The following is a 23,476-nucleotide window of genomic DNA, read 5'->3' on the forward strand; positions in this document are numbered from 1 at the left end:
TTTCCTTTTTCATCAATGTAATTTAATTCTAGTCAATGATGGACAACAATGTTAGAAAAAAGGGAAAATTAAGATAATTCAAATCATTTAGAGCAAATTTCTATTTCAATGTCACTAATAGGATGACAGCTACAAGGTAAGATTTCATCGGGTTGGATAAATGCTAAAGGTTCATTGCGATAGCAAACCTTGCCTTTCACTAAACGTAGACGACAAGAGCCACAATAACCTTCACGGCATTGGTATTCGACTTGGACTTTCCCATGCTCTAAAGCATCAAGCAATGAAGGGTGGGCGTCAGTATGAAATTCTAGTGGTATTGAAAGACCCTGCTGATGCAGGGTCACTTTATGAGATGCCATAACGTATCAGTGTTATTTCTCGGTATTACAGTTCAAAATTACTCAAGTCATCAGTATCAACTTGTGAATCAATTTGACCCACAAGATAAGAACTGACTTCAACTTCTTGAGGTGCTACTTGAACGTTGTCAGACACTAGCCATGCATTGATCCATGGAATAGGATTTGAGCGTGCTTTAAATGGTAATTTAAGACCTACTGCTTGCATGCGAATATTTGTAATGTATTCAACATATTGGCAGAGGATTTCTTTATTTAAACCAATCATAGAGCCTTCTGAGAACAGGTATTCAGCCCACTCTTTTTCTTGCTCTGCGGCTTCAACAAACAAGTCATAACATTCTTGTTCACATTCTGCGGCGATTTCTGCCATTTCAGGATCGTCTTGACCTGAACGCAGTAGATTCAGCATGTGTTGTGTGCCAGTTAAGTGCAATGCTTCATCACGCGCAATTAATTTAATGATTTTAGCGTTACCTTCCATTAACTCTCGTTCAGCAAAGGCGAATGAACACGCAAAGCTCACATAGAAACGAATTGCTTCTAACGCATTAACACTCATGATACACAAATAAAGTTGTTTCTTTAATTTGCGTAAAGTCACATTAACGGTTTTGCCTTGAACATGATGATCACCTTCACCATACATATGATAAAGGTTAGTTAATCTGATTAACTCATCGTAGTAAGAAGAAATATCACGCGCACGTTTTAAAATTTCTTCATTTTCAACGATATCATCAAATACGACAGAAGGATCGTTAACGATATTACGGATAATATGAGTATAAGAGCGCGAGTGAATGGTTTCAGAGAATGACCATGTTTCAACCCATGTTTCTAACTCAGGGATCGAGATTAAAGGCAAGAATGCTACGTTAGGGCTTCTACCTTGAATCGAATCCAATAGTGTTTGATATTTTAAATTACTAATAAAAATGTGTTTTTCATGATCGGGTAACGCATTGTAGTCAATACGGTCACGAGAAACGTCCACTTCTTCTGGACGCCAGAAGAAGGAGAGTTGTTTTTCAATTAGCTTTTCAAAAATAGGATATTTTTGCTGATCATAACGCGCTACGTTAACAGGTTGCCCAAAAAACATGGGCTCCTTCATTTGATCATTTTTAACTTGTGAAAAAGTAGTATAGGACATAGCTTCCTCAATTAAATTTTACACGCGCCGCCTTCACAATCTGAATCTTCCGTCTCAACGACTTCTTCCAGATCACCCTGTACATCATCTGCACCATCACGGGTATTGTGATAATAAAGTGTTTTCACACCATATTTGTAAGCGAGCAGCAAATCTTTCAGCAGTTGGTTCATTGGAACCTTACCGCTAGGGAAACGAGTAGGATCGTAGTTAGTGTTCGCTGAAATCGCTTGGTCAACAAATTTTTGCATAATGCCCACTAACTGCAAATAACCTTCAATACTTGGCATTTGCCACAGTAATTCATAAGCGCTTTTCAAACGCTCATACTCAGGAACCACTTGACGTAAAATACCGTCTTTAGAGGCTTTAATACTGATATAACCACGAGGTGGCTCGATACCATTGGTTGCATTCGAAATCTGAGAAGAGGTTTCTGATGGCATCAGTGCAGACAATGTTGAGTTACGTAAACCGTGCTCTTTAATATCTTTGCGTAAACCTTCCCAGTCGTAATGTAGAGGTTCTTTTGTCAGAACATCTAATGATTTTTTATAGGTATCAATAGGTAGAATACCTTCAGCGTAAGTGGTTTCATTAAACCATGGGCATGCGCCTTGTTCTTTCGCTAATTCATTAGATGCTTTTAATAAATAGTATTGAATTGCTTCAAATGCACGATGAGTTAAGTTATTTGCACTACCATCAGAGTAGCGAACACCGTGTTTTGCTAAGTAATAAGCAAAGTTAATAACACCAATACCTAAGGTACGACGGCCCATAGCACCTTGTTTAGCGGCTAAGATCGGATAATCTTGGTAATCTAATAGTGCATCCAGTGAGCGAACAGCTAAACGAGCTAGCTCTTCTAAATCATCAAGATTTTCAATTGCACCTAAGTTAAAGGCCGACAAGGTACAAAGTGCAATTTCACCATTAGGATCTTTAATATCATTTAATGGTTTAGTCGGTAGTGCTATTTCTAAACACAGGTTTGATTGGCGGATAGGTGCAATGGCCGGATCAAATGGGCTGTGCGTATTACAGTGGTCAACGTTTTGAATGTAAATACGACCTGTAGATGCACGTTCTTGCATCATTAATGAGAATAGCTCAACCGCTTTAACTTGTTTTTGGCGGATGCTCTTATCTTTCTCATATTGTACATATAGGCGTTCAAATTCATCTTGGTTGGCAAAGAAAGCATCATATAAACCTGGAACATCAGAAGGACTGAATAAGGTAATATCCTGACCTTTGATTAAACGTTCATACATTAATTTGTTTAATTGCACACCGTAATCTAAATGACGAACACGGTTATCATCAACACCACGGTTGTTTTTCAGTACTAGCAGGCTTTCAACTTCTAAATGCCACAATGGGTAAAACAGTGTGGCAGCTCCACCACGAACACCACCTTGCGAGCAAGATTTCACCGCAGTTTGAAAGTGTTTATAGAAAGGAATACAACCTGTATGGAACGCTTCGCCATTACGAATAGCACTGCCTAATGCACGAATACGTCCCGCATTGATACCAATACCTGCACGTTGAGAAACGTATTTTACAATAGCGCTTGATGTAGCATTGATAGAATCAAGGCTATCGTCACATTCAATCAATACACAAGAGCTAAATTGACGAGTTGGTGTTCTGACACCAGCCATAATTGGCGTTGGTAATGAGATTTTAAAAGTAGAAATCGCATTATAAAAGCGTTCGATATAGTCCATACGTGTTGCTTGTGGATAACGGGAAAACAAGCAAGCCGCAACTAAAACATATAAAAATTGTGCACTTTCGTAAATTTCGCCAGTAATGCGGTTTTGAACGAAATATTTACCTTCTAACTGTTTAACTGCGGCGTAAGAGAAGTTCATATCACGTTGATGAACAATAAAATTGTTCATCTGTTCAAATTCTTCTTGGGTGTAATCTTCAAGAAGATGACGGTCGTATTTACCTAAATCAACTAATTTCTTAACGTGATCATAGAGCGTTGGTGGCTCAAATTGGCCATAGGCTTTTTTACGTAAGTTAAATACGGCAAGACGGGCAGCAAGATATTGATAATCAGGAGTTTCACCTGAAATTAAGTCTGCAGCAGCTTTTACCAGTGTTTCATGGATATCAGCAGTTTTGATACCATCATAAAACTGAATCTGAGAACGTAATTCAACTTGTGATACAGAGACATTTTCTAGGCCTTCAGCAGCCCAGGCGATTACACGGTGAATTTTGTCTAAGTCAATGCGTTCTTTATGACCATCACGTTTTGTGACGAGCAGGCTGTGATTCATGAGCGATGCACCTTTCTTGCATTAGTGCTACCTGAAATTTTATACCGCAAAAAAACGCTCCCGATGACAATGTGTGTCAAGGAGTCTTGTGGTGTGAAATTTAAGGAAACACAATATATAGGGGTTAGTTCAAATGGTGATAACAAGATAAAGGTAATTGAGAGATTGATCAAGTGTACAAATCTGATTGTTTCTGTGGATAAATAGGGGATAAATTTTTTAATAACTGCCCGTACCCTGCATAAATACAGGCAGTAAGAAACTCAAATTCAAGTGACAATGATGTAAAGTCAATTTTAAAAAATGTGATCGTTTGATGTTTTATTAAACCAAATCAAACTTTCAGTTTCACGAATTCGAGTTATGTGTCGATTGTGTGTGCACCATATAATTCACATCGACATTTGGCGCTAATCGGAATTTGTCAGTGATTGGGTTATAATGTAAGCCAATCATATTTTTGCTACGTAAGTCGGTTTCATCAACCCAACTGAGCAGTTCTGATGGACGAATAAACTTATTAGCATCATGTGTGCCCTTAGGTACCATATTTAGAATATACTCCGCACCTACCACCAGCATTAGCCATGCTTTTTTATTGCGATTGATGGTTGAAAAGAAAACATGCCCACCTGGTTTTACCAATTTTGCACAGGCTCTTACGACGGAAGAAGGATCTGGAACGTGTTCTAACATCTCCATACAGGTGACAACATCGTAAGCTTGTGGGTTATCATTTGCATGGTTTTCAACGGTATCTTGAATATAAGTTACAGGAATACCTGACTCTAGTGAGTGCAAGCGTGCAACTTGTAATGGCTCTGTGCCCATATCAAGGCCTGTAACTTCGGCACCGACACATGCCATACTTTCAGATAAAATACCGCCACCACAGCCAACATCGAGGACTTTTTTTCCAAATAAGCCGTCAGCACGTTCTTGGATATAGTTAAGTCTTAGTGGGTTTATACGGTGCAATGGTTTAAATTCACCTTCAAGATCCCACCAGCGTGATGCGACGCTTTCAAACTTGTCGATTTCATGCTGATCCACGTTAGCATGTAAAGAGGTTGTTTTATCATTCATCAGAAAGTATTACTCCTATTTTTATATTGCCATGATTCTACCAACGTTAGACGGTGAAATCGAAGAGAATAGCGAAAGGATCATTAATTTAGTTGTTTCCTTTTTCCAAAAATTGGCGATTTGTGGTATAGTTCTAAACCTTTGAATCCGTAGTATGAGGGACAGTGGCTCCATGAGCGACATTGCCAGAGAAATCACACCAGTTAATATCGAAGAAGAGCTGAAAAGCTCATATTTGGATTATGCGATGTCAGTTATTGTAGGACGCGCATTACCCGATGTTCGAGACGGACTGAAGCCAGTACACCGCCGAGTTCTTTTCGCGATGAATGTACTAGGAAACGATTGGAATAAACCTTATAAAAAATCAGCCCGTGTTGTTGGGGATGTTATCGGTAAATATCACCCGCACGGTGACATTGCTGTCTATGAAACGATTGTTCGTTTAGCACAGCCTTTTTCTATGCGCTACATGTTGGTTGACGGGCAGGGTAACTTCGGGTCAGTTGATGGTGACTCGGCGGCTGCAATGCGTTATACCGAAGTTCGTATGGCGAAAATCGCCCATGAACTGCTGGCGGATTTGGAAAAAGAAACGGTTGATTTTGTTCCTAACTATGATGGAACAGAACATATTCCAGCAGTTATGCCAACCCGTGTTCCAAACTTGCTAGTCAATGGTTCATCAGGGATTGCGGTGGGGATGGCAACAAACATTCCTCCACATAACCTAGGCGAAGTTATCAACGGCTGTCTTGCTTATGTTGATAACGAAGACATCACTATTGAAGAGTTGATGGAACATATCACGGGGCCTGATTTCCCGACTGCCGCTATTATTAATGGTCGCAGAGGAATTTTAGATGCTTACCGTACTGGTCGCGGAAAAATTTATATCCGTGCTCAGGCTGATATTGAAACTGATGAGAAAACCGGTCGCGAAACAATTATCGTAACGGAAATTCCTTATCAGGTGAATAAAGCGCGTTTAATTGAAAAAATAGCAGAGCTTGTTAAAGACAAACGCATTGAAGGTATTAGCGGATTACGTGATGAGTCTGATAAAGATGGCATGCGTATTGTTGTTGAAATCAAACGTGATGCTGTGGGTGAAGTAGTATTAAATCACTTGTTCTCACAAACACAAATGCAGGTTTCTTTTGGTATTAATATGGTTGCACTTCACCAAGGTCAGCCAAAGCTATTAAATCTAAAAGAAATTATTTCTGCTTTTATTCGTCACCGTCGTGAAGTCGTTACTCGTCGTACTATCTACGAATTACGCAAGGCGCGTGATCGTGCTCATATCTTAGAAGCACTGGCTGTTGCATTGGCGAACATTGACCCTGTTATTGAAATGATCCGCCAAGCACCAAACCCAGCAGAAGCAAAAGCAGCGTTAATCGCACAACCTTGGGATTTAGGTAGTGTTTCAACCATGTTAGAGCGTGCTGGTGACAGCAATGTTGCTCGTCCTGAATGGTTAGAGCCACAATATGGTGTGCATGATGGTAAATACTATCTTACAGAACAACAAGCTCAAGCTATTTTGGATCTGCGTTTGCAGAAACTAACCGGTCTTGAACATGAAAAACTGTTAGATGAATACCGTGACTTATTGCTTCAAATTGCTGAATTACTACATATCTTAAGAAGCCCTGAGCGCTTGATGGAAGTCATTCGAGAAGAGCTAAATGCGATTAAAGATCAATATAACGATCCACGTCGTACTGAGATCACTGAAAATACAGCAGATATTAATATTGAAGACCTGATTAATGAAGAAAATGTGGTTGTTACACTTTCTCATCAGGGTTACGTTAAATATCAGCCACTTACCGATTATGAAGCGCAACGTCGTGGCGGTAAAGGTAAGTCTGCAGCAAGAATTAAAGAAGAAGACTTTATTGATCGTCTGCTGGTGGCTAACACCCATGACACCATTTTATGCTTCTCAAGTCGTGGTCGTCTCTATTGGATGAAAGTTTACCAGTTACCAGAAGCAAGTCGTGGTGCTCGTGGTCGTCCGATTATCAACTTATTACCTCTTGAGCAAAATGAACGTATTACGGCTATTTTGCCAGTGAGAGAGTATGAAGAAGGTAAGTTTGTCTTTATGGCAACGGCAAGCGGTACAGTGAAGAAAACACCTCTGCAAGATTTTAGCCGTCCTCGTAGCGCAGGTATTATCGCAGTCAACTTAAATGAAGGCGATGAGCTAATTGGTGTTGACTTAACCGATAGCACGAACGAAGTTATGCTGTTCTCTGCTGATGGTAAAGTGGTTCGCTTTGCAGAAGATTGTGTTCGTCCAATGGGTCGTACTGCGACAGGTGTTCGTGGTATGAAACTGATTGATGACGACAAAGTCGTTTCTCTGATCATTCCTCGTGGTGACGGCGATATTTTAACTGTCACTGAAAATGGTTACGGTAAACGAACTGCACAAAGCGAATACCCAACGAAGAATCGTGCTACACAAGGCGTTATCTCTATTAAAGTGAGTGAGCGTAACGGTAAAGTGGTAGGTGCAATTCAAGTTGAAGAAACTGACCAAATTATGATGATCACTAATGCAGGTACATTAGTTCGTACTCGTGTTTCAGAGGTCAGCATTGTTGGACGTAATACACAAGGTGTTACCTTAATTCGTACAACAGAAGATGAGTTGGTTGTTGGCTTACAGCGTGTTGAAGATGAAGATGACGCATTAGATGATGATGAGGTTAATGAGGTTATTAACGAAACATCACCTGAAGAGCCTGGATCAGATTTAGCTAATGATGCAGACGAAGAATAATATTTATCATTATTGTGATGTATAAATAAAAGAAAGCAGGCATAATTGCCTGCTTTTTTTATGGTGGTAGGATCAGTGCATCATCAGAAATAATTATCCTGATGATAAAGATCATATTATTCAGACATACAATAACTTCTGCTAGAATAGAATAAGTTTCTTAAGCGGTAGGAATATTGATTAGGGTGGTTGTTTGAGATATCTCTCGTCCTTTAAAACATCGTTAAAAATTTCCCGCTACCTTTTTCGCGTATTAGGTATCATGTTGTGGGCGATGGGGGCATTATTAACAATGTTTTACCTCATCAATATATTTAATGATACAAAGTCAGATATTAGGCAAGAGTATAGTAATAACTACACTAATCTCCTCAGTTTTTTTCGACAAACTTCTGGCACCATCCGTGATTTACAATACCTTGCAGAACGTCATCAAGAGCAAATTAATTTAAATCCAGGTATAAAAAATTCATTATTTTATGAAGGGCCATTTTCACTTCATAAACTCAATGAAACGGCGAACTGTGAATTATTTAAGGGACAAACCAATAACTATTTTCGTTCGTTTAACAGTATCTTATATTATTGGAAAGATAATACTCCTGCATTACAAGGGATAAACCAAGTTTTCATGGTAGGCTCGCACAGTATGTGCATGATTAATTTCCCTTTGCGCGCATCACCAGTAGATACTGAAATGTTGAAAAAGATGGTTTACGAAAATACACGTAATTACATTAATCAACGGGCGCAAGGCAAAGAAGTTAATCAATACTGGATAGTTCCTGATGCAAAAGGGGATAGTGGCATTTTATATGTTATGTCACCAGTTTATGCTTCGGGCAAATTTATTGGATTAATTGGTATTGAAAGAGCAATTCGTCTTGAATATTTCTCTCCAGCCAAAGATAGAGTAATTTCTATCCATCTTCTAAATAGCCGAAATACTACAGTATTAAGCTATCCTGCAGAAAATACTTATCGTTCTGTTAAGCAAGTTGCTGATGTGAGTGCTCCTTATTTTGGTTTTGATGAAGATTTCAGTGAGTTAGTTGCAAAACGAAAACTATTGCCATCTTCTTTTAGTGTGGTGTACTCATTACCACTAAAGCAAATTCTAAATGAATTTAAATTCACTATTTTTAATGCTCTGATTTTAAATATTATTTCTGCCATTTTTATTTTTATTTTTGTGTGGATCTTCGAAAGAAAAATATTCTCACCAGCAGAAAATAACGCTTCCCGATTAGAAGAGCATGAACAGTTTAACCATAAAATTGTGGCATCGGCGCCTGTCGGAATTAGTATTCTGAGAATACGCGATGGTATGATCATTTTAAGTAACGAATTAGCACATAACTATTTTCGGTTACTTAGTCACAGTGATAAGCAAAATATTTTATCTATTATTGCTGAGAAAAGTAGCAATATGGTTGATGTGGTAACGAATAACCGCAATCACTTACAAATTAGTTTTGTTAATTCACGCTATCAAAATGAAGATGTGGCTATCTGTGTTTTAGTGGACATTAGTGCTCGTGTTAAAATGGAACGTTCGCTACAAAATATGGCAACAGCGGCAGAACAAGCTAACCAAGCAAAATCAATGTTCTTAGCTACGGTGAGTCATGAATTACGTACACCACTTTACGGCATTATTGGTAATTTAGAGTTATTACAATCCTTTGCGCAAAATGATGATACAAGTCGATTATTAAAAACGATGGATAACTCCTCATCATTACTGCTAAAAATTATTAGTGATATTCTCGATTTCTCAAAAATTGAATCTAAACAATTAAAAATTGAGATTAAACCGTTTAATTGTCGCCAAGTACTCTCTTTTGTTATTTCTAACTATTTACCTTTAATTGCGAAAAAAGATTTAGCTATCTACTGCTTTATCGAACCAGATGTACCTAAAATTGTAAATAGTGATCCTGTTCGTGTACAACAGGTTATTTCTAATTTATTGAATAATAGTATTAAATTCACTACGACAGGATGTATTACTTTACATCTTTATAAAGATGAGTATTACCTGTATTTTGATATTCATGATACAGGACGAGGGATCGGTGAGAAGGCATTACATGAGCTTTTTGAACCATTCTTCCAAGTTTCACAAAATACAGAAAGTGCATCTGAAGGGACAGGATTAGGTTTAGCTATTTGTGAAAAACTCATTAACTTAATGGATGGTGATATCAGTGTAGTTTCACAAGAAAATATTGGTAGTCGATTTACAGTTCGAATACCACTTTATGGTGCGTTAGAAGAGAGAGAACTTGCTACTGAAAAGGATATGTATAAAGAGAGCACTGTTCGTTGTTTTATTAATATCAAAAACCTTTATTTAGAAGGATTTATTGGGCGATATCTCAATTACTTTGGGTTGAACTGTGAATTATTAACAGAAGAAACAACACTGTCTTCAACGGATTTTATTATCACAGACTTTGATTATCCGAGAAAGCATCATTGCCAATTTATTAGGCTCAATGAACACTACCTCGAGCCATCCAAAAAGATAGCAGAGAACATATGGGTATGTAGTACTTATAAGTTAAATGAATTAACAAAAATAATACTACAATTACCGCAAAGCAAAATTGAAGCAAATTGTGTTGATATGGCTGAGCTGAATACAGATTGTGGTTTACAAGCGTTGACCATTTTGATTGTTGATGATCATCCAATAAATCGCTTATTACTGACCGATCAACTGAAAAAAATTGGTTTTAATACAGCAACTGCGGAAGATGGGTGTGATGCATTAGCCTATTTAGCGAAAAATCATATCGATATTATTCTGACTGATGTCAACATGCCGAATATGAATGGTTATCAGCTTGCAACTCACATACGAGAAATGGGGAGCGATATGCCAGTCATTGGCGTAACAGCGAATGCAATAGCAGAAGAAAAGCAACGTTGTATTGATGCCGGAATGAATGATTGTGTGTCTAAGCCTGTATCGCTTTCTATTTTAAGAGAAGTTCTGGTAGGACATATACAGAAAAAGTAGCTTATGTGTCATCATAAACTTAATAAATGGAGAAGAGATTAATCTCTTCTCCATTTATTAAGTTTAATTGTACGGATAAGGTAGACATAAAGAATGATACCGTAAATAACACATTCTATGGCTTTTAGGGCATTATCAGATAAAGGATGAGTTATAAGATATTACATCGGTTTAATGCTTACTGGGTGGGATACTGCGAAGAATAAAGACAAAAAAGCAGAGAAGCTCCCAAAATAGGTTGAGCTTCCTGATTTTATCGGTACTGCAAACGGTCGCTTGAAAAGATCAATCTGGGCCGTTAATTTCTTTATCAATAGTTACTGATGATAAGTAATTAAGTAATGCAATATCGTTATCAACACCCAGTTTCATCATTGCTGATTTTTTCTGGCTACTAATAGTTTTAATACTACGATTAAGTTTTTTTGCGATCTCAGTGACGAGAAAGCCTTCAGCAAATAATCTCAGTACTTCACTTTCTTTAGGTGACAAACGTTTATCGCCATAACCATTTGCATTGACTTTCTCAAGTAGCTTCGCGACACTTTCAGGCATAAATTTCTTGCCTTTTTGCAACGCTGCCAATGCTTTAGGTAGATCCGTTGGAGCACCTTGTTTAAGTACAATACCTTCAATTTCAAGATCAAGGACGGCACTTAAAATAGCTGGGTTGTTATTCATGGTAAGTACAATAATCGACAAATTCGGGTAATGTCTTTTGATGTACTTAATTAGTGTAATACCATCACCATACTTATCACCAGGCATAGATAAGTCAGTAATTAATGCATCTGCATTTAACTTAGGTAAGTTGTTGATAAGTGACGTTGAATCTTCAAATTCACCGACAACATTGACCCATTCAATTTGTTCTAAAGATTTACGAATACCGAATAAAACGATTGGGTGATCATCGGCAATAATAATATTAAGGTTATTCATGTTTAATTGTTACCTTGCTGCAGCAACTGTTGAATCCATTTATCCAGTTGAGTGATACGTTCTTTGATCTCTAATTCATTATGATTTTTTATGTCATGTTCTAAATATTCACAGCTTTCTCTGAGATATTCTAAATCTAACATGGCAAAAACCCCTTTTAGACGATGAGCTGTTTGGGCTAGAGAATGAAAGTCTTTATTTGTTGCCTCTAAGTGTAGTTTCTCAACATCAATAGGAACAGTACTGATAAATAGTTCCTTATAATCACTACCATTCAACTTCTTCCTATAATTATTAAGAATTACTTCGTAATTATCAAGGTTATTATTTTCATCCAAAATACTCTCTTCAGTTGTATCTAGAGAAAATGACTCATTTTCTTCAATTAAATAAGTAACAGCTTCTATTAAAGGATCACCGAAGTTATAGTTACACTTTATTAAATCTTTTGATATTTTTTCAAATCCAACAATAGAGCTCATTAATAATATTGTTGGGGACTCAGGGCTATCATCCGGAGTATCTTTAAGTATGATATCGTATTCGGGATAAAGATTCTCTCTATTTTTATCAAAGTATGTCGCGCCGTATTTATCAAGTTGTCGGCAGATGATTTTTTCTATTTCAGGGTTTTTTATGGCGAGTTTTGCGCTTATTCCTTCCAATAATACGTTAAAAGCTCGTTCTTCCGTATCTATATGCTGGTATGGGAGTGCAATTCGGAAATGAGAACCAATACTTTCTTGGCTCTTAATTGTTAACTCACCCTGAATTTTATTACACAACAAATGACATAAATAAAAAATAATCCCAGAATTGGAATAATATTTATCTCCCATTGCTTGCCCTAGGAATGGGTATTTTATATTAGCGATGTCTTGTGGTGTTAGCCCACTTCCACTATCAATAATATCAATAAGTATTTCTTCTTTATCTTTATTTTTAACTAAATTTAGATTAACAGTTATTTTTCCATAGTTAGTCGTACTAATGGCATAATTAATCAATGATAAAATAATCTTACTTAATGCGGGGCCATCATTAATTAAAAGTAAACCAGGTCTTATATTATTATGGAAATAAAGGGTTAAACCTTTTCTTATCATAAATGGTGATGCAGTTATCAAAATAGATTCAACTAATGTTGAAAGTTCAAATTCATCCTTGTGAATTTTCCATTCTTGGTTTTCTAACTTATTAATTAACGTAATATTTTCTATCCATTCGGAAATGTAATTTGTTTTTTCTAATAATAAGCTAAGCAATTGCTGATGGGTACTTTCGGGCAATAATTCTTTGAATTGATAAACCATCTCATTTATATCTTTGATAGGACGCATTAATTCTAATGACATATTAGATAAGATCTTACGTCGTGCGATGGTATTTTTTTCATATTCTTGCTGTGCAAGTTGTAATTTTTTATTGATAAGTGCTTCGTTGTCTTTATTCAGAAATATGAATAATGACGTATTATCAATATTGCTGTTATTGCTGGTTCTAATCTCATAAATCTCATTATTGATCGCTGTTTGGATTAAGCCGTTATGTTCAATCGCCATCTGTCGGATCTTTGATAAATCGATATGAGGTAATAGTTTTTCAGCATGGCTGTTGCTAATAATTTTATGGTTAGAAGAAAAATTGTATACCAATAACCCGATTGGAAGATTAGAAATGATGTCGTTAGTCATCTCTTCTTTGATGCGTAGATTACGAGTCATTGAGATGTACGGGAAAACATACTTGTTACGTATATAGATGTGTCCGAAAACAGAAACTGAAATAAAAGCAAGTAGGCTAATTAATAACCAGATGTTTTTATAAGCAATCTCTTTGATAATTAATTTCAACGGATATTCATAAGAAAGTGAATAGGGAATGCCCACAATAGGTTGAGAAAAAATCAAAGAAGAGCCGTCGGTTGAAATTTCAATGCTATTTTTATCGTAAACCGACTGTTGGCCTGTTGGCAGTAATCTTAAGTAGTGCGGCGATAGTTCTGAAGGTAAAAAATTATTGATAGGTAAATCAAAAGCGACCACGCTAGTAAGTTGCCCTGGCACATTAAACATAATGCGGTAGGTATAGTAATAGATATTTTCTGTAGACATCTTTCTAATAGGAGAAAGACTCTCTTTTTCATCTAAAGCGGTTGATTGCATCAACAGCTCAGAGCGTTTGTTCTCAGCGGTTAGCGTTAGGTAGCTTTCTTTGTAACGAATTTCTGGTTTAAGGACAGAGTGAGTCGTAATTAAGATAAGATCATTTCCTTTACCATTTAGATAATAAAGTGAACTGTAATCATTACGTACACCCCAGATAATTTCGAGTGAATTAGCAAAGCGTTGTGCTAGCTGGAACGTTTGTTCGTTAGGTTTACCAAATATAATGGCATCTACAGTTTGATCTCGACCTTCAAACCAAAAGACATCAGAGCGTAGTTTTATTGGAGTTAGTGGTAAAGATGGAAAGAGGGTCGTGTCTGATATTTTATTTGATAACTGAAAAAGCTGATTAGAGTGATAACGGTAATCTTCAACCTGCAAAGCAAATTTATGAGTCGTGTTGTTAATAGCATTCTTTTTACTATCTAGCCAAGTATCAAAATAGCTGTAAGCGTATAGGAAAAGTGATATGACCATGAAAAGAAGAAACAGGACATATAAGCGAGTTAGTGTATTTGGCTTGAGTTGGTTCAATGTACGCATTCAGTTTGCGAGCCTTTAAGAGACAATGTAGTTAAAAAAGAAAAGTTGAATAAACAATCACCATTATTCAGCCATTATATTAACAGGTTATCGCTTTAAAAGGGATATTCGGATGAACTTTGAGCAAACAAACAAAAAAAACAGATTTTTTCACAATAGAAGCTAGACAGCGGGGTCAGAGATAGGCATAATTCGGCGCTATGGAAGGATGGCCGAGTGGCTGAAGGCAGCGGTCTTGAAAACCGCCGATGGGAAACCATCCTAGAGTTCGAATCTCTATCCTTCCGCCAGAATTAGCCGGCTTAGCTCAGTTGGTAGAGCAACTGACTTGTAATCAGTAGGTCACCAGTTCGACTCCGGTAGCCGGCACCATATAAGAACCCGTTATCTTGTAAGAGATAACGGGTTTTTTCTTATCTCTATTTTATTTACTGTCATATTTTCACCATCATCTTTTTAAGTCTTTTGCCTTCTCTGTTGTTCCACATATCTCACAATACCCTCTTGTTTATTATTTCTAATTATCAAATTTTAACCAGCATATTAATGAGTTAGCATTTTTTAAGCAAAAAAAGACTGAGAATTGAGCAAACGGATAAAAAAGTCATTTTTTTTACAATCAGGACTAGACAGCAGGGTCAGAGATAGGCATAATTCGGCGCTATGGAAGGATGGCCGAGTGGCTGAAGGCAGCGGTCTTGAAAACCGCCGATGGGAAACCATCCTAGAGTTCGAATCTCTATCCTTCCGCCAGAATTAGCCGGCTTAGCTCAGTTGGTAGAGCAACTGACTTGTAATCAGTAGGTCACCAGTTCGACTCCGGTAGCCGGCACCATATAAGAACCCGTTATCTCGTAAGAGATAGCGGGTTTTTTCTTTGATTAAATCTTAATGCTAAAGCATGTATGTACTAAAAAAACACCACATTAATAAAAAGATAGTGGTGTTTTTAGAGATTATAATGATTACCAGCCCATAACCGACCAGTTAAATACTCGCCCCAAGATTTTCACTTCTTCTAATGTGGAACGTTCATCAGGATAATCAACCGTGTTATAACTACGAATGATAATAGTGTTATTGGGGAGCCGATGTAAAATTTTAACTCTTAAAAGATCACCTTGTTGAATTGCATAAATGCCACCATCAACAATTTTTGTATGTCCTGTGCTGATAGTCACTATAGAGCCATCAGGAATAACAGGAGACATACTGTCGCCATGTACTTTAAAAGCAACGGCATCACTAGGTTGTACACCGTAGCGATTAAATGTAGAACGAGAAAATCTCAACAATTCCACCTTTTGATTATCAGTGGTACAACTTCCGAAACCGGCAGCTAATTCAATAGTAGTATAGAAGGGGATTTCAACTTCATCTCGTTCTATTGGTGTATTATTATCCCAATCATCAACTGGAGTCATTTCATTTACTGAAACGCCATCATTTCTTTTGGCTCCTCGCCCATACTCTAACCATTCCGGTCGAATATCTAACCACTGACTTAATGCTAAAATGTTAGTTGGATCAGGAATCGATTCACTGTTTAACCATTTCCAGACTGCGGGTGCACTGACTTTTATGCCTTGTTGAGCTAACGCGTCTGCAATTCTTTTACCCAGACCACGACCAGCAATCCCTGAATCTAAACAAGCTTCTTGAAGCCGTTTTGTGAACTCCGTTTTATTATCATTTTTAACCATTGGTTAATTTCCTTTGCCGCTTGACGCCACGTTGGTTAAAATATAACATTAACCACTAGTTAATAAAAGTGCGAAAAGTACAAAATAGTAACTAAATAAACCAATACAAGAGTGGTAAGTAAAAATCACGTTGAGATAACGCCGTAAAATGCGGGTGATTTAGATGCATAAATGCCATGCCTTGTCGTGGTAAATGGATGACCAAGTTAGTAATGATAGGAAATCAAAAGGAGCATTAAATGAGACTAGCAGACTTGCCTAAATACTTTTCACCAAAAAGCATTGTATTCAGTGATGTAGGAACTGTTAAAGCAGTAGATTCGCTTTCTGTGACTGATGTGATGACATCAATTAGCTTAGTTACGCGAAAAGGGCGTATGGGCATAGAGTTGTTTTTAGCTAAACATAATATTAGTCACCCAGATGAAGCGATAGAAAGTCTTTATCAATATGCGTTAACTCAGGCATACCAATATAAAGCCATTGATAAACTAATTGAAAATGATAAAGCCAAGGTTTTACATATTATTGCCAATTATGCCTTTCAAGATTATGCAAGAAGTGCAGCAAGCAAAAAGGTTTGCCCTGATTGCAGCAATGGATTTATTGAAGTTGACGTTTTTACTACCAAAAGCTATACATCAAAACCAGTTAAAGGCTTTGAGCGAAATCTTAAAAATGAACTTAAAGCCAAACCTACAGGTAACACTTCTTACCGAGAAGTGAGAGAGACAACTCGAATTGTTTGCCCTACTTGTAAAGGGAAAGCTGAAATTCGCTTGGCCTGCCGTTGTCATGGGCGTGGGCAAGTTTTAGATAAAAAAGAGAGTGAAAAGCAGGGAATATCAGTTTTTAAACCTTGTAGTAAATGCGCAGGGCGCGGATATCCTCGCTTAAAATTCAGTGAAGTATTAGCGCAAGTACAAACGGTGGTGAGTGTTTCTAAAACAGTTGCATACAGTAACTATAAGGCATTATTTGAACATTTAGTGGAAGAATGCTTTAAAGAAGAGTCTTTATCAGAAAAAATTCTTCAAGAAGTGACCATTAGGTAATAATTTTCTATACTTATTCATTTTTATAGAATTTAATTATTGACTTTTGGAAAAAATAAACATACTATATCCCCACAGTGAGAGATTTGTATCTAAAGACCTCACAACAGAATATAAAAAGCCTCACTTAATGAATTGACCCCAGTTTATTAAAGTGAGGCTTTTTTGTATCTGCATTTTCTTAACGAATATACTGTAACAATATTTGTTAACGCTTATTGTCAATTGAAGACCACAATGTGGTCTTTTTTTATATCCGCCATTTATCTAATTAGATAAATAAAACATAAACATACTCATGTTAAAACCGCGTTTAAATTTAAGTACGGCAGATGAGTATCTTATTTATTACATTTCCTCCTATTGGAGGTAAGCCATGAGAAACAATGAAAGAAAATCCAGATTTATGGGAACAGATATTTATTGCTATTTCTTCAATGAAAGAACAAGGAATATCAGCCTCTCTAGCTGGAGGAATGGCTATTCTTCGAGGTTTATATAACGGCGGAGGATGGAAACAAACCTCTATTGATGGGCTGATGTGTGCAATGTTTGCTTGGTTCATTAAAGATATTCTAATTTTATTTAATATTAATCATGAGTTTGCTTATTTAGCCAGTGTATTTATTGGTTATATCGGAGTAGATTCCATGAGTAAACTTCTAAAAGGAAGAGCAGGAGTTAAAAATGGCTAAAATAGCGCGAGGTGAGCGTAATAATAACCCTGGTAATATCCGGCATGGTTCGAAATGGCAAGGGTTATCTGCTGAACAAACAGATAAAGACTTTTGCCAATTTATTTCACCTGAGTATGGAATACGAGCCATCTACAAATTATTACAAACGTACCAAAAAAAATATGGTTTAAATACGATTAAAACCATTATCAATCGTTATGCTCCGCCTAACGAAAATAATACAATAGGCTATATTAATCGTATTTCAAAAGAAATAGGTATCGAAATTGACATACCTATTAATACACAATTAAAAAATATCATTATTCCTTTAGCAATAGCGATTGTTAATATTGAACTTGGCTACCAACCCTATTCTGAAAAAGTCTTTGAAGATGCTTGGTTATTATTATGATTTCTTCATCTAGAATAATGGTAATAGTTATTTTATGCCTAGGCACAGGATTGGTTTGGTTGATTGATAAAAATAAATCTTTGAAAAATGAATACGATGATATTTATCAATCTCTTATTCAACAAATTGCAGAGAATAAAGAATATCAATTAAGAATTAATCGACTTAATCAACTGGATAGTCGCCATTTACAGGAACTTACTCATGCAAAAAAAGAAATTGCTCAGCTGCGTGATCTTAGTGAACACAATCCTAAGCGGGTGTACGTCAATGCCGAATGTCCAAAAGTCTCTGCCACTTCCACCACCGGCTTGGATGATGCAAACGCCGCCAGACCTACTGACTCCGCTATCCGAAATTATTGGTTACTCAGAGAACGAGTTGCGCAGTCAGAGCAGATCATTTTAGGTTTACAGGATTATATTCGCCAAGAGTGTATTAATAATGGGTGATCTTATTGTATGTACAGGTGTTTTTTTATAGACATAGTTATGACGAAGTGTCAGCTATATGTCATGATTATGAGTGCTTACATTATATCAACAGACTTAGTAATATAACGCTATCCAACGTCACTATTAAAAATACCATGAAAATCACCCTTGCCACACACCATCACCTTTCTGTGCTTATTGAGTTAGACTCTTATGCTCAACAAAATTCTTCGCGTATTGAAGAAATTAAAGCTTGGCTATCTAGCCAAGCTATTTATCTTATTGAAGTTAACGCAGAGGTAGTGGGTTATGGGGTGATCCATTCTCACTTTTTTGGTTATCCTTTTATTGAACTTGTGATGATAGCTCACGATCAGCGCGGAAAAGGCTATGGCAAAGCATTGATCTTATTTTTTCAAGAACAACTAACAACAGAAAAATTGTTTACGTCAACGAATCAATCCAATACTAAAATGAAGAATTTACTGCTTCAGCTAGGATTTATTAAAAGTGGTTGTATTGAAAATCTTGATGAAGACGATCCTGAAGTTATTTTTTGTTTTATACAATAAAAGCCATCTTAAGTAGATGGCTTATTATTAAAATATAAAAACTATGCTTGTGTTTTGCATTCGCATTGTTCTGTAATCTCAACCGGAATGTAATAATTAACGTCTTTTAGCAGAGCGCTTGGTTGAGCTATAAGGTGTTCAATTACATACTTATCTTTAAAAATATATTCCTCAATATCAGCTAATCCTTTCTTTCTTGGTACATTTAATTTTTTAAGTAAAATACCATAAATATTATAAATAATGTCTTTATAATCGAGTTTTAATAATTCTTCAGGAATACTAAATTTTAAATATTTTACATTCTCAATTTTAGCTTGATTAGTAAAATTTGGATTATAAAAATCAGATTTATTTTCTATCATCGTGGCATATTTTACCGTTAATTCATTATTGTTTTTTGATAAAATATTATGTGTAGCAAAAACACGATCATATTTGTAATTTGCTGTTTTAAAAAAAATTTTCCAATAGAATTCACGTGGTTTTTCAGTAATGAAATTCCAGTCAATAACATTAGCTTTATAAATATGGTCTATTCCTATTAGTGAAAGGGAATTAATTGTAACGATTTCAATATCTAAGTTAAAACCCTTAAATTTTCTTAATGGCAAGGTAAAGCCGTGTGCTAACCAATTTTCTTTTCTACGATAATTATAAGGCGTCATATTGAACAGCTTTTTAAACGCTCTTGAGAATGTTTGTTGAGAATCAAACCGATATTTTAATGCAATATCAAGAAGGGGGGTTCTTTGTAAGCGTAATTCAACCGCCGCGCAAGAAAGACGTCTAGCTCGAATATAAGAGGCTAATGTAAGCCCTGTTTGTTCTTTAAACATGCGTTGAAGATGCCATTTAGAATATCCTGATTTTTGTGAAACATTTTCAAGTTTTAGATCTTTCTCTAAATTTTCTTCAATCCAATAGATAATATCTGTAATGACATTTTCGCTAAACATATTTTAACTCTAATTAAAAAATTATAATTGGTGATATAAAACAATACGGGTATTTGATAAATTTACATAAGATACTGTAATGAATTCATTGGTGATTGTAAATTTATAAAAATATTTATCATTATCTAGGTTTAAAATAAGACGTCATCGTTAATAAAATAAATGATTAATTTTAACTTATTGATATTTAAGGAAAAGTGTTTTTATTTAGAAAGGATGAACGAGTAATTAGATAGTCTTTTTGAGTAAAAATCTAAGCTAAAAATGTTATTTTTATAAAACTATTAATCTATTTATTTAAAAATAGAATAATAAATAGTTAAAAGACTAATTGAATAGAATATAACTACTGTTATTAAGCTTAATTTAAAAAAATCAACTAAAAATAGAGAAAATAAGAGCCATCGGAAAACTAAGAGGCCAAGTTAAAGCGATTAATAATGCACTTAAAAGGCGCATAGCAACGCTGGGATCTTTAGTTAAAAAGAAAGTAATAATAAACGAGAACACAGCGCCAATAAGGTAGCTTATTCCAATAACAGAGATAGCAGACATAACGAATCATTCAGTAAATAGACTGTGGTAATTGTACTCCAAAATTGTTAAAGAAACAGGGGAATAGGGCAAACTTTTCGATAAATGTCATTACTAATGTGCAAATTTTAAACATTCATCTCACTTTTGATCGCTAGTTTCTTTTGGGGGTGAACACACAAGATAATAACAAGGTTACATCCGAAAAATCAAAATAATGAAATATAGTGGATTGATTTAATTCGTTATTTATAACAATCTTTATTGTCTTTAGATGATGTTTACTAAAAAATAAAACAAGACGGAATAGATCTTTTTTAGCGACTTCACTATAAAAATTGAAATTTGCAAATGATGATTTTTAAGGCACGGTAGTGATGCAGAGGTAAACTATATGTTTGTAAAATACGCAGGTTAATTATATTGCATCATAATATCAACAGAATGTAACAAATGGAATGAATGCCATTTTATACATACTTGTAGATAAATTAGCTTATGGATGGCGCGACTTAATGGATTTAAGCGTTAGCTAGGAAGCATTTTAAATCCCCTTTTCAATCTTTAAAGGGGATTTATTTTTATGTCTGTTTTGGATAGGGATTAATAGCCGTCACTACATTAAAATGGTAACTTACCAAAGAAGTAACCCGTCAATGACGTTTATTTTGATGAAAATAAACGCTGTTTTGATTAATAAACAATTAGCGTGGTGGTTTTTATGATCCCTTATCAATCAACTTTGACGTTTTGGTTTGAAGAGTGCACACCAGAGCAATGGTTTAAAAAAGATCTGCTGTTTGATAAAGAAATTAACCGTAGGTTTGGTGAATTATGTTTAAGCGCAAGTCGTGGTGAACTTGCGTCATGGCGTGAAACTATAGAAGGGCGTTTAGCTGAAATAATTATCCTTGACCAATTTTCACGTAATATTTGGCGTGATACGCCAAAAGCCTTTGCACAAGATAATATGGCTTTAATTTTAGCGCAAGAAGCTGTTCGTTTACCTGAATATCTAACGCTAACCCCCGTTAAGCGTAAATTTATGATAATGCCATTTATGCATTCAGAATCACCTAAAATACACCAAGATGCCGTCGTATTATTTTCTCAACTTAATGACGAAAATACGTATCAATATGAACTACGACATAAAGAGATTATCGATAAATATGGCCGTTATCCTCACCGTAATCAAATCTTAGGCCGTACATCGACACCTGAAGAATTAGAATTTTTACAGCAACCTGGCTCTTCATTCTAAAAAAAATGCATACCTAGAAAAGGTATGCATTTTTGTTTCTTTTTTATGGTTGATTAATCAGCCATAAAATCGAGGTCACATTGTAATATGCCATAAGTTATAGAAAGCGATACGGCCTGATAATTCAGCAATAATTACCGCAACAGCACAAGTGACTAGTGTCATTTTTGATGCCTGTGCTTTTAGGGCAGTAAATCCTACGATAACAATACCCAATGCTAATACCGCTAATTGGAATCCCCAGAAAAGAGATTGGTCAGCACTCAGTTGAGGGCCTGTAAAGCCTAGGAAGCTCACATAACCTGAGCGTGTAGCAAAAGTGATAATAGCACCGATAATAAAGGACAATGCGCCTAAACGTCTTGCGCCTGTTGCCATTGCCAGTACACCGCCACCCACTAAGAGGGTCATCCAAAATTGCAAGGTGGTGTAATCTGTATTCCAGTTAGCAATAGTTGGAATGTGGTAAACCTGAGGGATTGACCAAACAAAAGCTAAACCAAAAACAACGGTAAGCAGATTACAAATTTCACGTAATCCTTTCCATTTTTTCATTATAGTGAGTGCGACAGTTGCAAAAGCAAATCCCGTAAACACACCACTTAGAAAGGCTTCGTTACTCATTGGAGAACGGCCAACACCTAAGAGCATATTGAAAAAACGCAGTGGTTGACCAACGTGTAACCCACCAATACCTAAGCCAATTAATGTTAAGACTAAGGCTAAAATATTGGCATTACGTAGTTGGTTATCATCAATCTGACCTAATTTTTTACTGATATAAGCAATAAGAAACAGGCCTGCTGCTGAAGAACCTAAAACAGTAAAAAAGACTAGAGGAAGTTCATGCATGGTTTATACCTCCGCCGCATTTTGAACTGAGCCGGTTTTATCACCAGAAGGTTTTGCTTCTTTGTGTGCTTTGATAACGATATTTGGATTAGTCAGGCTTGGATCTGGCATTGGTGCAATACCGCACTCTGTGCCATGTTTCGCTCTGATCACTTCAATATCATCAAAATCAAGTGCGCGTTGAGGACAAGACTCAACACAAACCGGTTTCATGCCTTGTGCTACACGTTCATAGCAACCATCACACTTAGACATGAGTTTTTTCTTCTCATCGAATTGTGGCGCACCATAAGGGCAACGCAATTCGCAATAACGGCAACCAACACAAATATCTTGGTTAACAACCACTAAACCATCTTCTTCACGTTTATGCATAGCGCCAGTTGGGCAACCTGCAACGCAAGTAGGGTTTGAACAATGGTTACAAGAAATGGATAAATAATAACTATAGATATTTTGTGTCCAGATCCCGTCTTGTTTTGCCCAGCTACCACCGCCATATTCATAAACACGGCGGAATTTAGGGCCTAAATCTAAATCTTTTTCATCCTTGCAACTGACTTGACATGTTTTACAGCCAGTGCATTTAGTGGAGTCAAAATAAAAACCATATTGCTTCATGA

Annotated in this window: 19 protein-coding genes and 4 tRNA genes; 12 read left to right on the forward strand and 11 right to left on the reverse strand. The window is 36.2% G+C overall.

What is annotated here, in order from left to right:
- Positions 1–83: 83 nt before the first annotated feature.
- The 4 genes from yfaE to ubiG all read right to left on the reverse strand — a co-directional run bounded on the left by yfaE (position 84) and on the right by ubiG (position 4,907).
- On the reverse strand, positions 84–362 hold the full coding sequence (gene yfaE, locus ABN217_RS00430; RefSeq protein WP_349440608.1) for a class I ribonucleotide reductase maintenance protein YfaE: 279 nt from the start codon (positions 360–362) through the stop codon (positions 84–86).
- A gap of 25 nt (positions 363–387) precedes the next feature.
- The gene (nrdB, locus tag ABN217_RS00435; protein WP_072068588.1) at positions 388–1,518 is read right to left on the reverse strand and encodes a class Ia ribonucleoside-diphosphate reductase subunit beta; all 1,131 of its coding nucleotides are present in this window, start codon (positions 1,516–1,518) and stop codon (positions 388–390) included.
- 11 nt (positions 1,519–1,529) lie between these two features.
- Entirely contained in the window at positions 1,530–3,821 is a 2,292-nt protein-coding gene (gene nrdA, locus ABN217_RS00440; protein ID WP_349458954.1) for a class 1a ribonucleoside-diphosphate reductase subunit alpha, read from the reverse strand.
- 348 nt (positions 3,822–4,169) lie between these two features.
- The gene (gene ubiG, locus ABN217_RS00445) at positions 4,170–4,907 is read right to left on the reverse strand and encodes a bifunctional 2-polyprenyl-6-hydroxyphenol methylase/3-demethylubiquinol 3-O-methyltransferase UbiG (RefSeq protein ID WP_072068585.1); all 738 of its coding nucleotides are present in this window, start codon (positions 4,905–4,907) and stop codon (positions 4,170–4,172) included.
- Between the two features lie 172 nt (positions 4,908–5,079).
- On the opposite strand from ubiG, the gene gyrA reads away from it, so the two are divergent.
- Complete coding sequence (gyrA, locus tag ABN217_RS00450; protein ID WP_349458955.1) at positions 5,080–7,707, forward strand: DNA topoisomerase (ATP-hydrolyzing) subunit A; 2,628 nt, start codon at positions 5,080–5,082, stop codon at positions 7,705–7,707.
- A gap of 193 nt (positions 7,708–7,900) precedes the next feature.
- Positions 7,901–10,735: a two-component system sensor histidine kinase RcsC gene (gene rcsC, locus ABN217_RS00455; protein WP_196553748.1), complete on the forward strand. Its 2,835-nt coding sequence runs from the start codon at positions 7,901–7,903 to the stop codon at positions 10,733–10,735.
- Between the two features lie 285 nt (positions 10,736–11,020).
- On the opposite strand, the gene rcsB is transcribed toward rcsC, so the two are convergent.
- The gene (gene rcsB, locus ABN217_RS00460) at positions 11,021–11,677 is read right to left on the reverse strand and encodes a response regulator transcription factor RcsB (protein WP_036935620.1); all 657 of its coding nucleotides are present in this window, start codon (positions 11,675–11,677) and stop codon (positions 11,021–11,023) included.
- 2 nt (positions 11,678–11,679) lie between these two features.
- A complete protein-coding gene (gene rcsD / locus ABN217_RS00465) occupies positions 11,680–14,388 on the reverse strand; it encodes a phosphotransferase RcsD (protein ID WP_349458956.1) in 2,709 nt (902 codons plus the stop codon).
- A 202-nt stretch (positions 14,389–14,590) separates the two neighbouring features.
- On the opposite strand from rcsD, the gene ABN217_RS00470 reads away from it, so the two are divergent.
- From ABN217_RS00470 to ABN217_RS00485, 4 genes are all read left to right on the forward strand, one after another.
- Positions 14,591–14,678: transfer RNA gene (locus ABN217_RS00470), tRNA-Ser, on the forward strand.
- A 6-nt stretch (positions 14,679–14,684) separates the two neighbouring features.
- Positions 14,685–14,760 (forward strand) — tRNA-Thr (locus tag ABN217_RS00475).
- 293 nt (positions 14,761–15,053) lie between these two features.
- A tRNA-Ser gene (locus tag ABN217_RS00480) sits at positions 15,054–15,141 on the forward strand.
- A gap of 6 nt (positions 15,142–15,147) precedes the next feature.
- A tRNA-Thr gene (locus tag ABN217_RS00485) sits at positions 15,148–15,223 on the forward strand.
- Positions 15,224–15,353: 130 nt separating this feature from the next.
- Here ABN217_RS00485 and ABN217_RS00490 read toward each other — a convergent pair.
- Complete coding sequence (locus ABN217_RS00490; RefSeq protein ID WP_196553746.1) at positions 15,354–16,091, reverse strand: S24 family peptidase; 738 nt, start codon at positions 16,089–16,091, stop codon at positions 15,354–15,356.
- 239 nt (positions 16,092–16,330) lie between these two features.
- On the opposite strand from ABN217_RS00490, the gene ABN217_RS00495 reads away from it, so the two are divergent.
- The 5 genes from ABN217_RS00495 to ABN217_RS00515 all read left to right on the forward strand — a co-directional run bounded on the left by ABN217_RS00495 (position 16,331) and on the right by ABN217_RS00515 (position 19,244).
- A complete protein-coding gene (locus ABN217_RS00495) occupies positions 16,331–17,146 on the forward strand; it encodes an antitermination protein Q (RefSeq protein ID WP_072068580.1) in 816 nt (271 codons plus the stop codon).
- 386 nt (positions 17,147–17,532) lie between these two features.
- Entirely contained in the window at positions 17,533–17,841 is a 309-nt protein-coding gene (locus tag ABN217_RS00500; RefSeq protein ID WP_349458958.1) for a phage holin, lambda family, read from the forward strand.
- Positions 17,834–18,238 (forward strand): structural protein, encoded by a 405-nt coding sequence (locus ABN217_RS00505; RefSeq protein ID WP_196553744.1) that lies wholly within the window; start codon positions 17,834–17,836, stop codon positions 18,236–18,238. Before ABN217_RS00500 ends, ABN217_RS00505 begins: the two co-directional genes overlap by 8 nt.
- Positions 18,235–18,690 carry a lysis protein gene (locus ABN217_RS00510; RefSeq protein WP_197269031.1) on the forward strand — a complete coding sequence of 152 codons (456 nt, stop codon included), beginning with the start codon at positions 18,235–18,237 and terminating at the stop codon, positions 18,688–18,690. The genes ABN217_RS00505 and ABN217_RS00510 overlap by 4 nt, the downstream gene beginning before the upstream one ends.
- 137 nt (positions 18,691–18,827) lie before the next feature.
- Positions 18,828–19,244 (forward strand): GNAT family N-acetyltransferase, encoded by a 417-nt coding sequence (locus ABN217_RS00515; protein ID WP_196553742.1) that lies wholly within the window; start codon positions 18,828–18,830, stop codon positions 19,242–19,244.
- A 41-nt stretch (positions 19,245–19,285) separates the two neighbouring features.
- Here the strand turns inward: ABN217_RS00515 and ABN217_RS00520 are convergent, their stop codons facing one another.
- On the reverse strand, positions 19,286–20,203 hold the full coding sequence (locus ABN217_RS00520) for a helix-turn-helix domain-containing protein (protein WP_197269032.1): 918 nt from the start codon (positions 20,201–20,203) through the stop codon (positions 19,286–19,288).
- A gap of 375 nt (positions 20,204–20,578) precedes the next feature.
- Positions 20,579–20,758, reverse strand: a complete 180-nt coding sequence (locus ABN217_RS00525) for a GhoT/OrtT family toxin (protein WP_072068574.1) — start codon at positions 20,756–20,758, stop codon at positions 20,579–20,581.
- A 700-nt stretch (positions 20,759–21,458) separates the two neighbouring features.
- On the opposite strand from ABN217_RS00525, the gene ABN217_RS00530 reads away from it, so the two are divergent.
- A complete protein-coding gene (locus tag ABN217_RS00530; protein WP_197269033.1) occupies positions 21,459–22,001 on the forward strand; it encodes a DUF924 family protein in 543 nt (180 codons plus the stop codon).
- 75 nt (positions 22,002–22,076) lie between these two features.
- On the opposite strand, the gene ABN217_RS00535 is transcribed toward ABN217_RS00530, so the two are convergent.
- Together ABN217_RS00535 and ABN217_RS00540 are read right to left on the reverse strand one after the other, a co-directional pair.
- Positions 22,077–22,853: a dimethyl sulfoxide reductase anchor subunit family protein gene (locus ABN217_RS00535; RefSeq protein ID WP_349439157.1), complete on the reverse strand. Its 777-nt coding sequence runs from the start codon at positions 22,851–22,853 to the stop codon at positions 22,077–22,079.
- 3 nt (positions 22,854–22,856) lie between these two features.
- Positions 22,857–23,474, reverse strand: a complete 618-nt coding sequence (locus ABN217_RS00540; RefSeq protein ID WP_023581764.1) for a DMSO/selenate family reductase complex B subunit — start codon at positions 23,472–23,474, stop codon at positions 22,857–22,859.
- Between the last annotated feature and the right edge of the window lie 2 nt (positions 23,475–23,476).

The organism is Proteus sp. fly-1067 (assembly GCF_040139345.1).
In the GTDB taxonomy this organism is placed as follows: domain Bacteria; phylum Pseudomonadota; class Gammaproteobacteria; order Enterobacterales; family Enterobacteriaceae; genus Proteus; species Proteus vulgaris_B.

What these genes read in the sequence shown, in the direction of transcription:
- ABN217_RS00500 (WP_349458958.1), top strand. Translation starts at nt 17,533, where the DNA reads ATGAAAGAAAATCCAGATTTATGGGAACAGATATTTATTGCTATTTCT.
- ABN217_RS00495 (WP_072068580.1), top strand. Translation starts at nt 16,331, where the DNA reads ATGAGACTAGCAGACTTGCCTAAATACTTTTCACCAAAAAGCATTGTA.
- nrdA (WP_349458954.1), bottom strand. Translation starts at nt 3,821, where the DNA reads ATGAATCACAGCCTGCTCGTCACAAAACGTGATGGTCATAAAGAACGC.
- ABN217_RS00505 (WP_196553744.1), top strand. Translation starts at nt 17,834, where the DNA reads ATGGCTAAAATAGCGCGAGGTGAGCGTAATAATAACCCTGGTAATATC.
- ABN217_RS00535 (WP_349439157.1), bottom strand. Translation starts at nt 22,853, where the DNA reads ATGCATGAACTTCCTCTAGTCTTTTTTACTGTTTTAGGTTCTTCAGCA.
- ABN217_RS00540 (WP_023581764.1), bottom strand. Translation starts at nt 23,474, where the DNA reads ATGAAGCAATATGGTTTTTATTTTGACTCCACTAAATGCACTGGCTGT.
- ABN217_RS00530 (WP_197269033.1), top strand. Translation starts at nt 21,459, where the DNA reads ATGATCCCTTATCAATCAACTTTGACGTTTTGGTTTGAAGAGTGCACA.
- ABN217_RS00515 (WP_196553742.1), top strand. Translation starts at nt 18,828, where the DNA reads ATGAAAATCACCCTTGCCACACACCATCACCTTTCTGTGCTTATTGAG.
- ABN217_RS00510 (WP_197269031.1), top strand. Translation starts at nt 18,235, where the DNA reads ATGATTTCTTCATCTAGAATAATGGTAATAGTTATTTTATGCCTAGGC.
- rcsD (WP_349458956.1), bottom strand. Translation starts at nt 14,388, where the DNA reads ATGCGTACATTGAACCAACTCAAGCCAAATACACTAACTCGCTTATAT.
- ubiG (WP_072068585.1), bottom strand. Translation starts at nt 4,907, where the DNA reads ATGAATGATAAAACAACCTCTTTACATGCTAACGTGGATCAGCATGAA.
- ABN217_RS00490 (WP_196553746.1), bottom strand. Translation starts at nt 16,091, where the DNA reads ATGGTTAAAAATGATAATAAAACGGAGTTCACAAAACGGCTTCAAGAA.
- yfaE (WP_349440608.1), bottom strand. Translation starts at nt 362, where the DNA reads ATGGCATCTCATAAAGTGACCCTGCATCAGCAGGGTCTTTCAATACCA.
- ABN217_RS00520 (WP_197269032.1), bottom strand. Translation starts at nt 20,203, where the DNA reads ATGTTTAGCGAAAATGTCATTACAGATATTATCTATTGGATTGAAGAA.
- gyrA (WP_349458955.1), top strand. Translation starts at nt 5,080, where the DNA reads ATGAGCGACATTGCCAGAGAAATCACACCAGTTAATATCGAAGAAGAG.
- nrdB (WP_072068588.1), bottom strand. Translation starts at nt 1,518, where the DNA reads ATGTCCTATACTACTTTTTCACAAGTTAAAAATGATCAAATGAAGGAG.
- ABN217_RS00525 (WP_072068574.1), bottom strand. Translation starts at nt 20,758, where the DNA reads ATGTCTGCTATCTCTGTTATTGGAATAAGCTACCTTATTGGCGCTGTG.
- rcsB (WP_036935620.1), bottom strand. Translation starts at nt 11,677, where the DNA reads ATGAATAACCTTAATATTATTATTGCCGATGATCACCCAATCGTTTTA.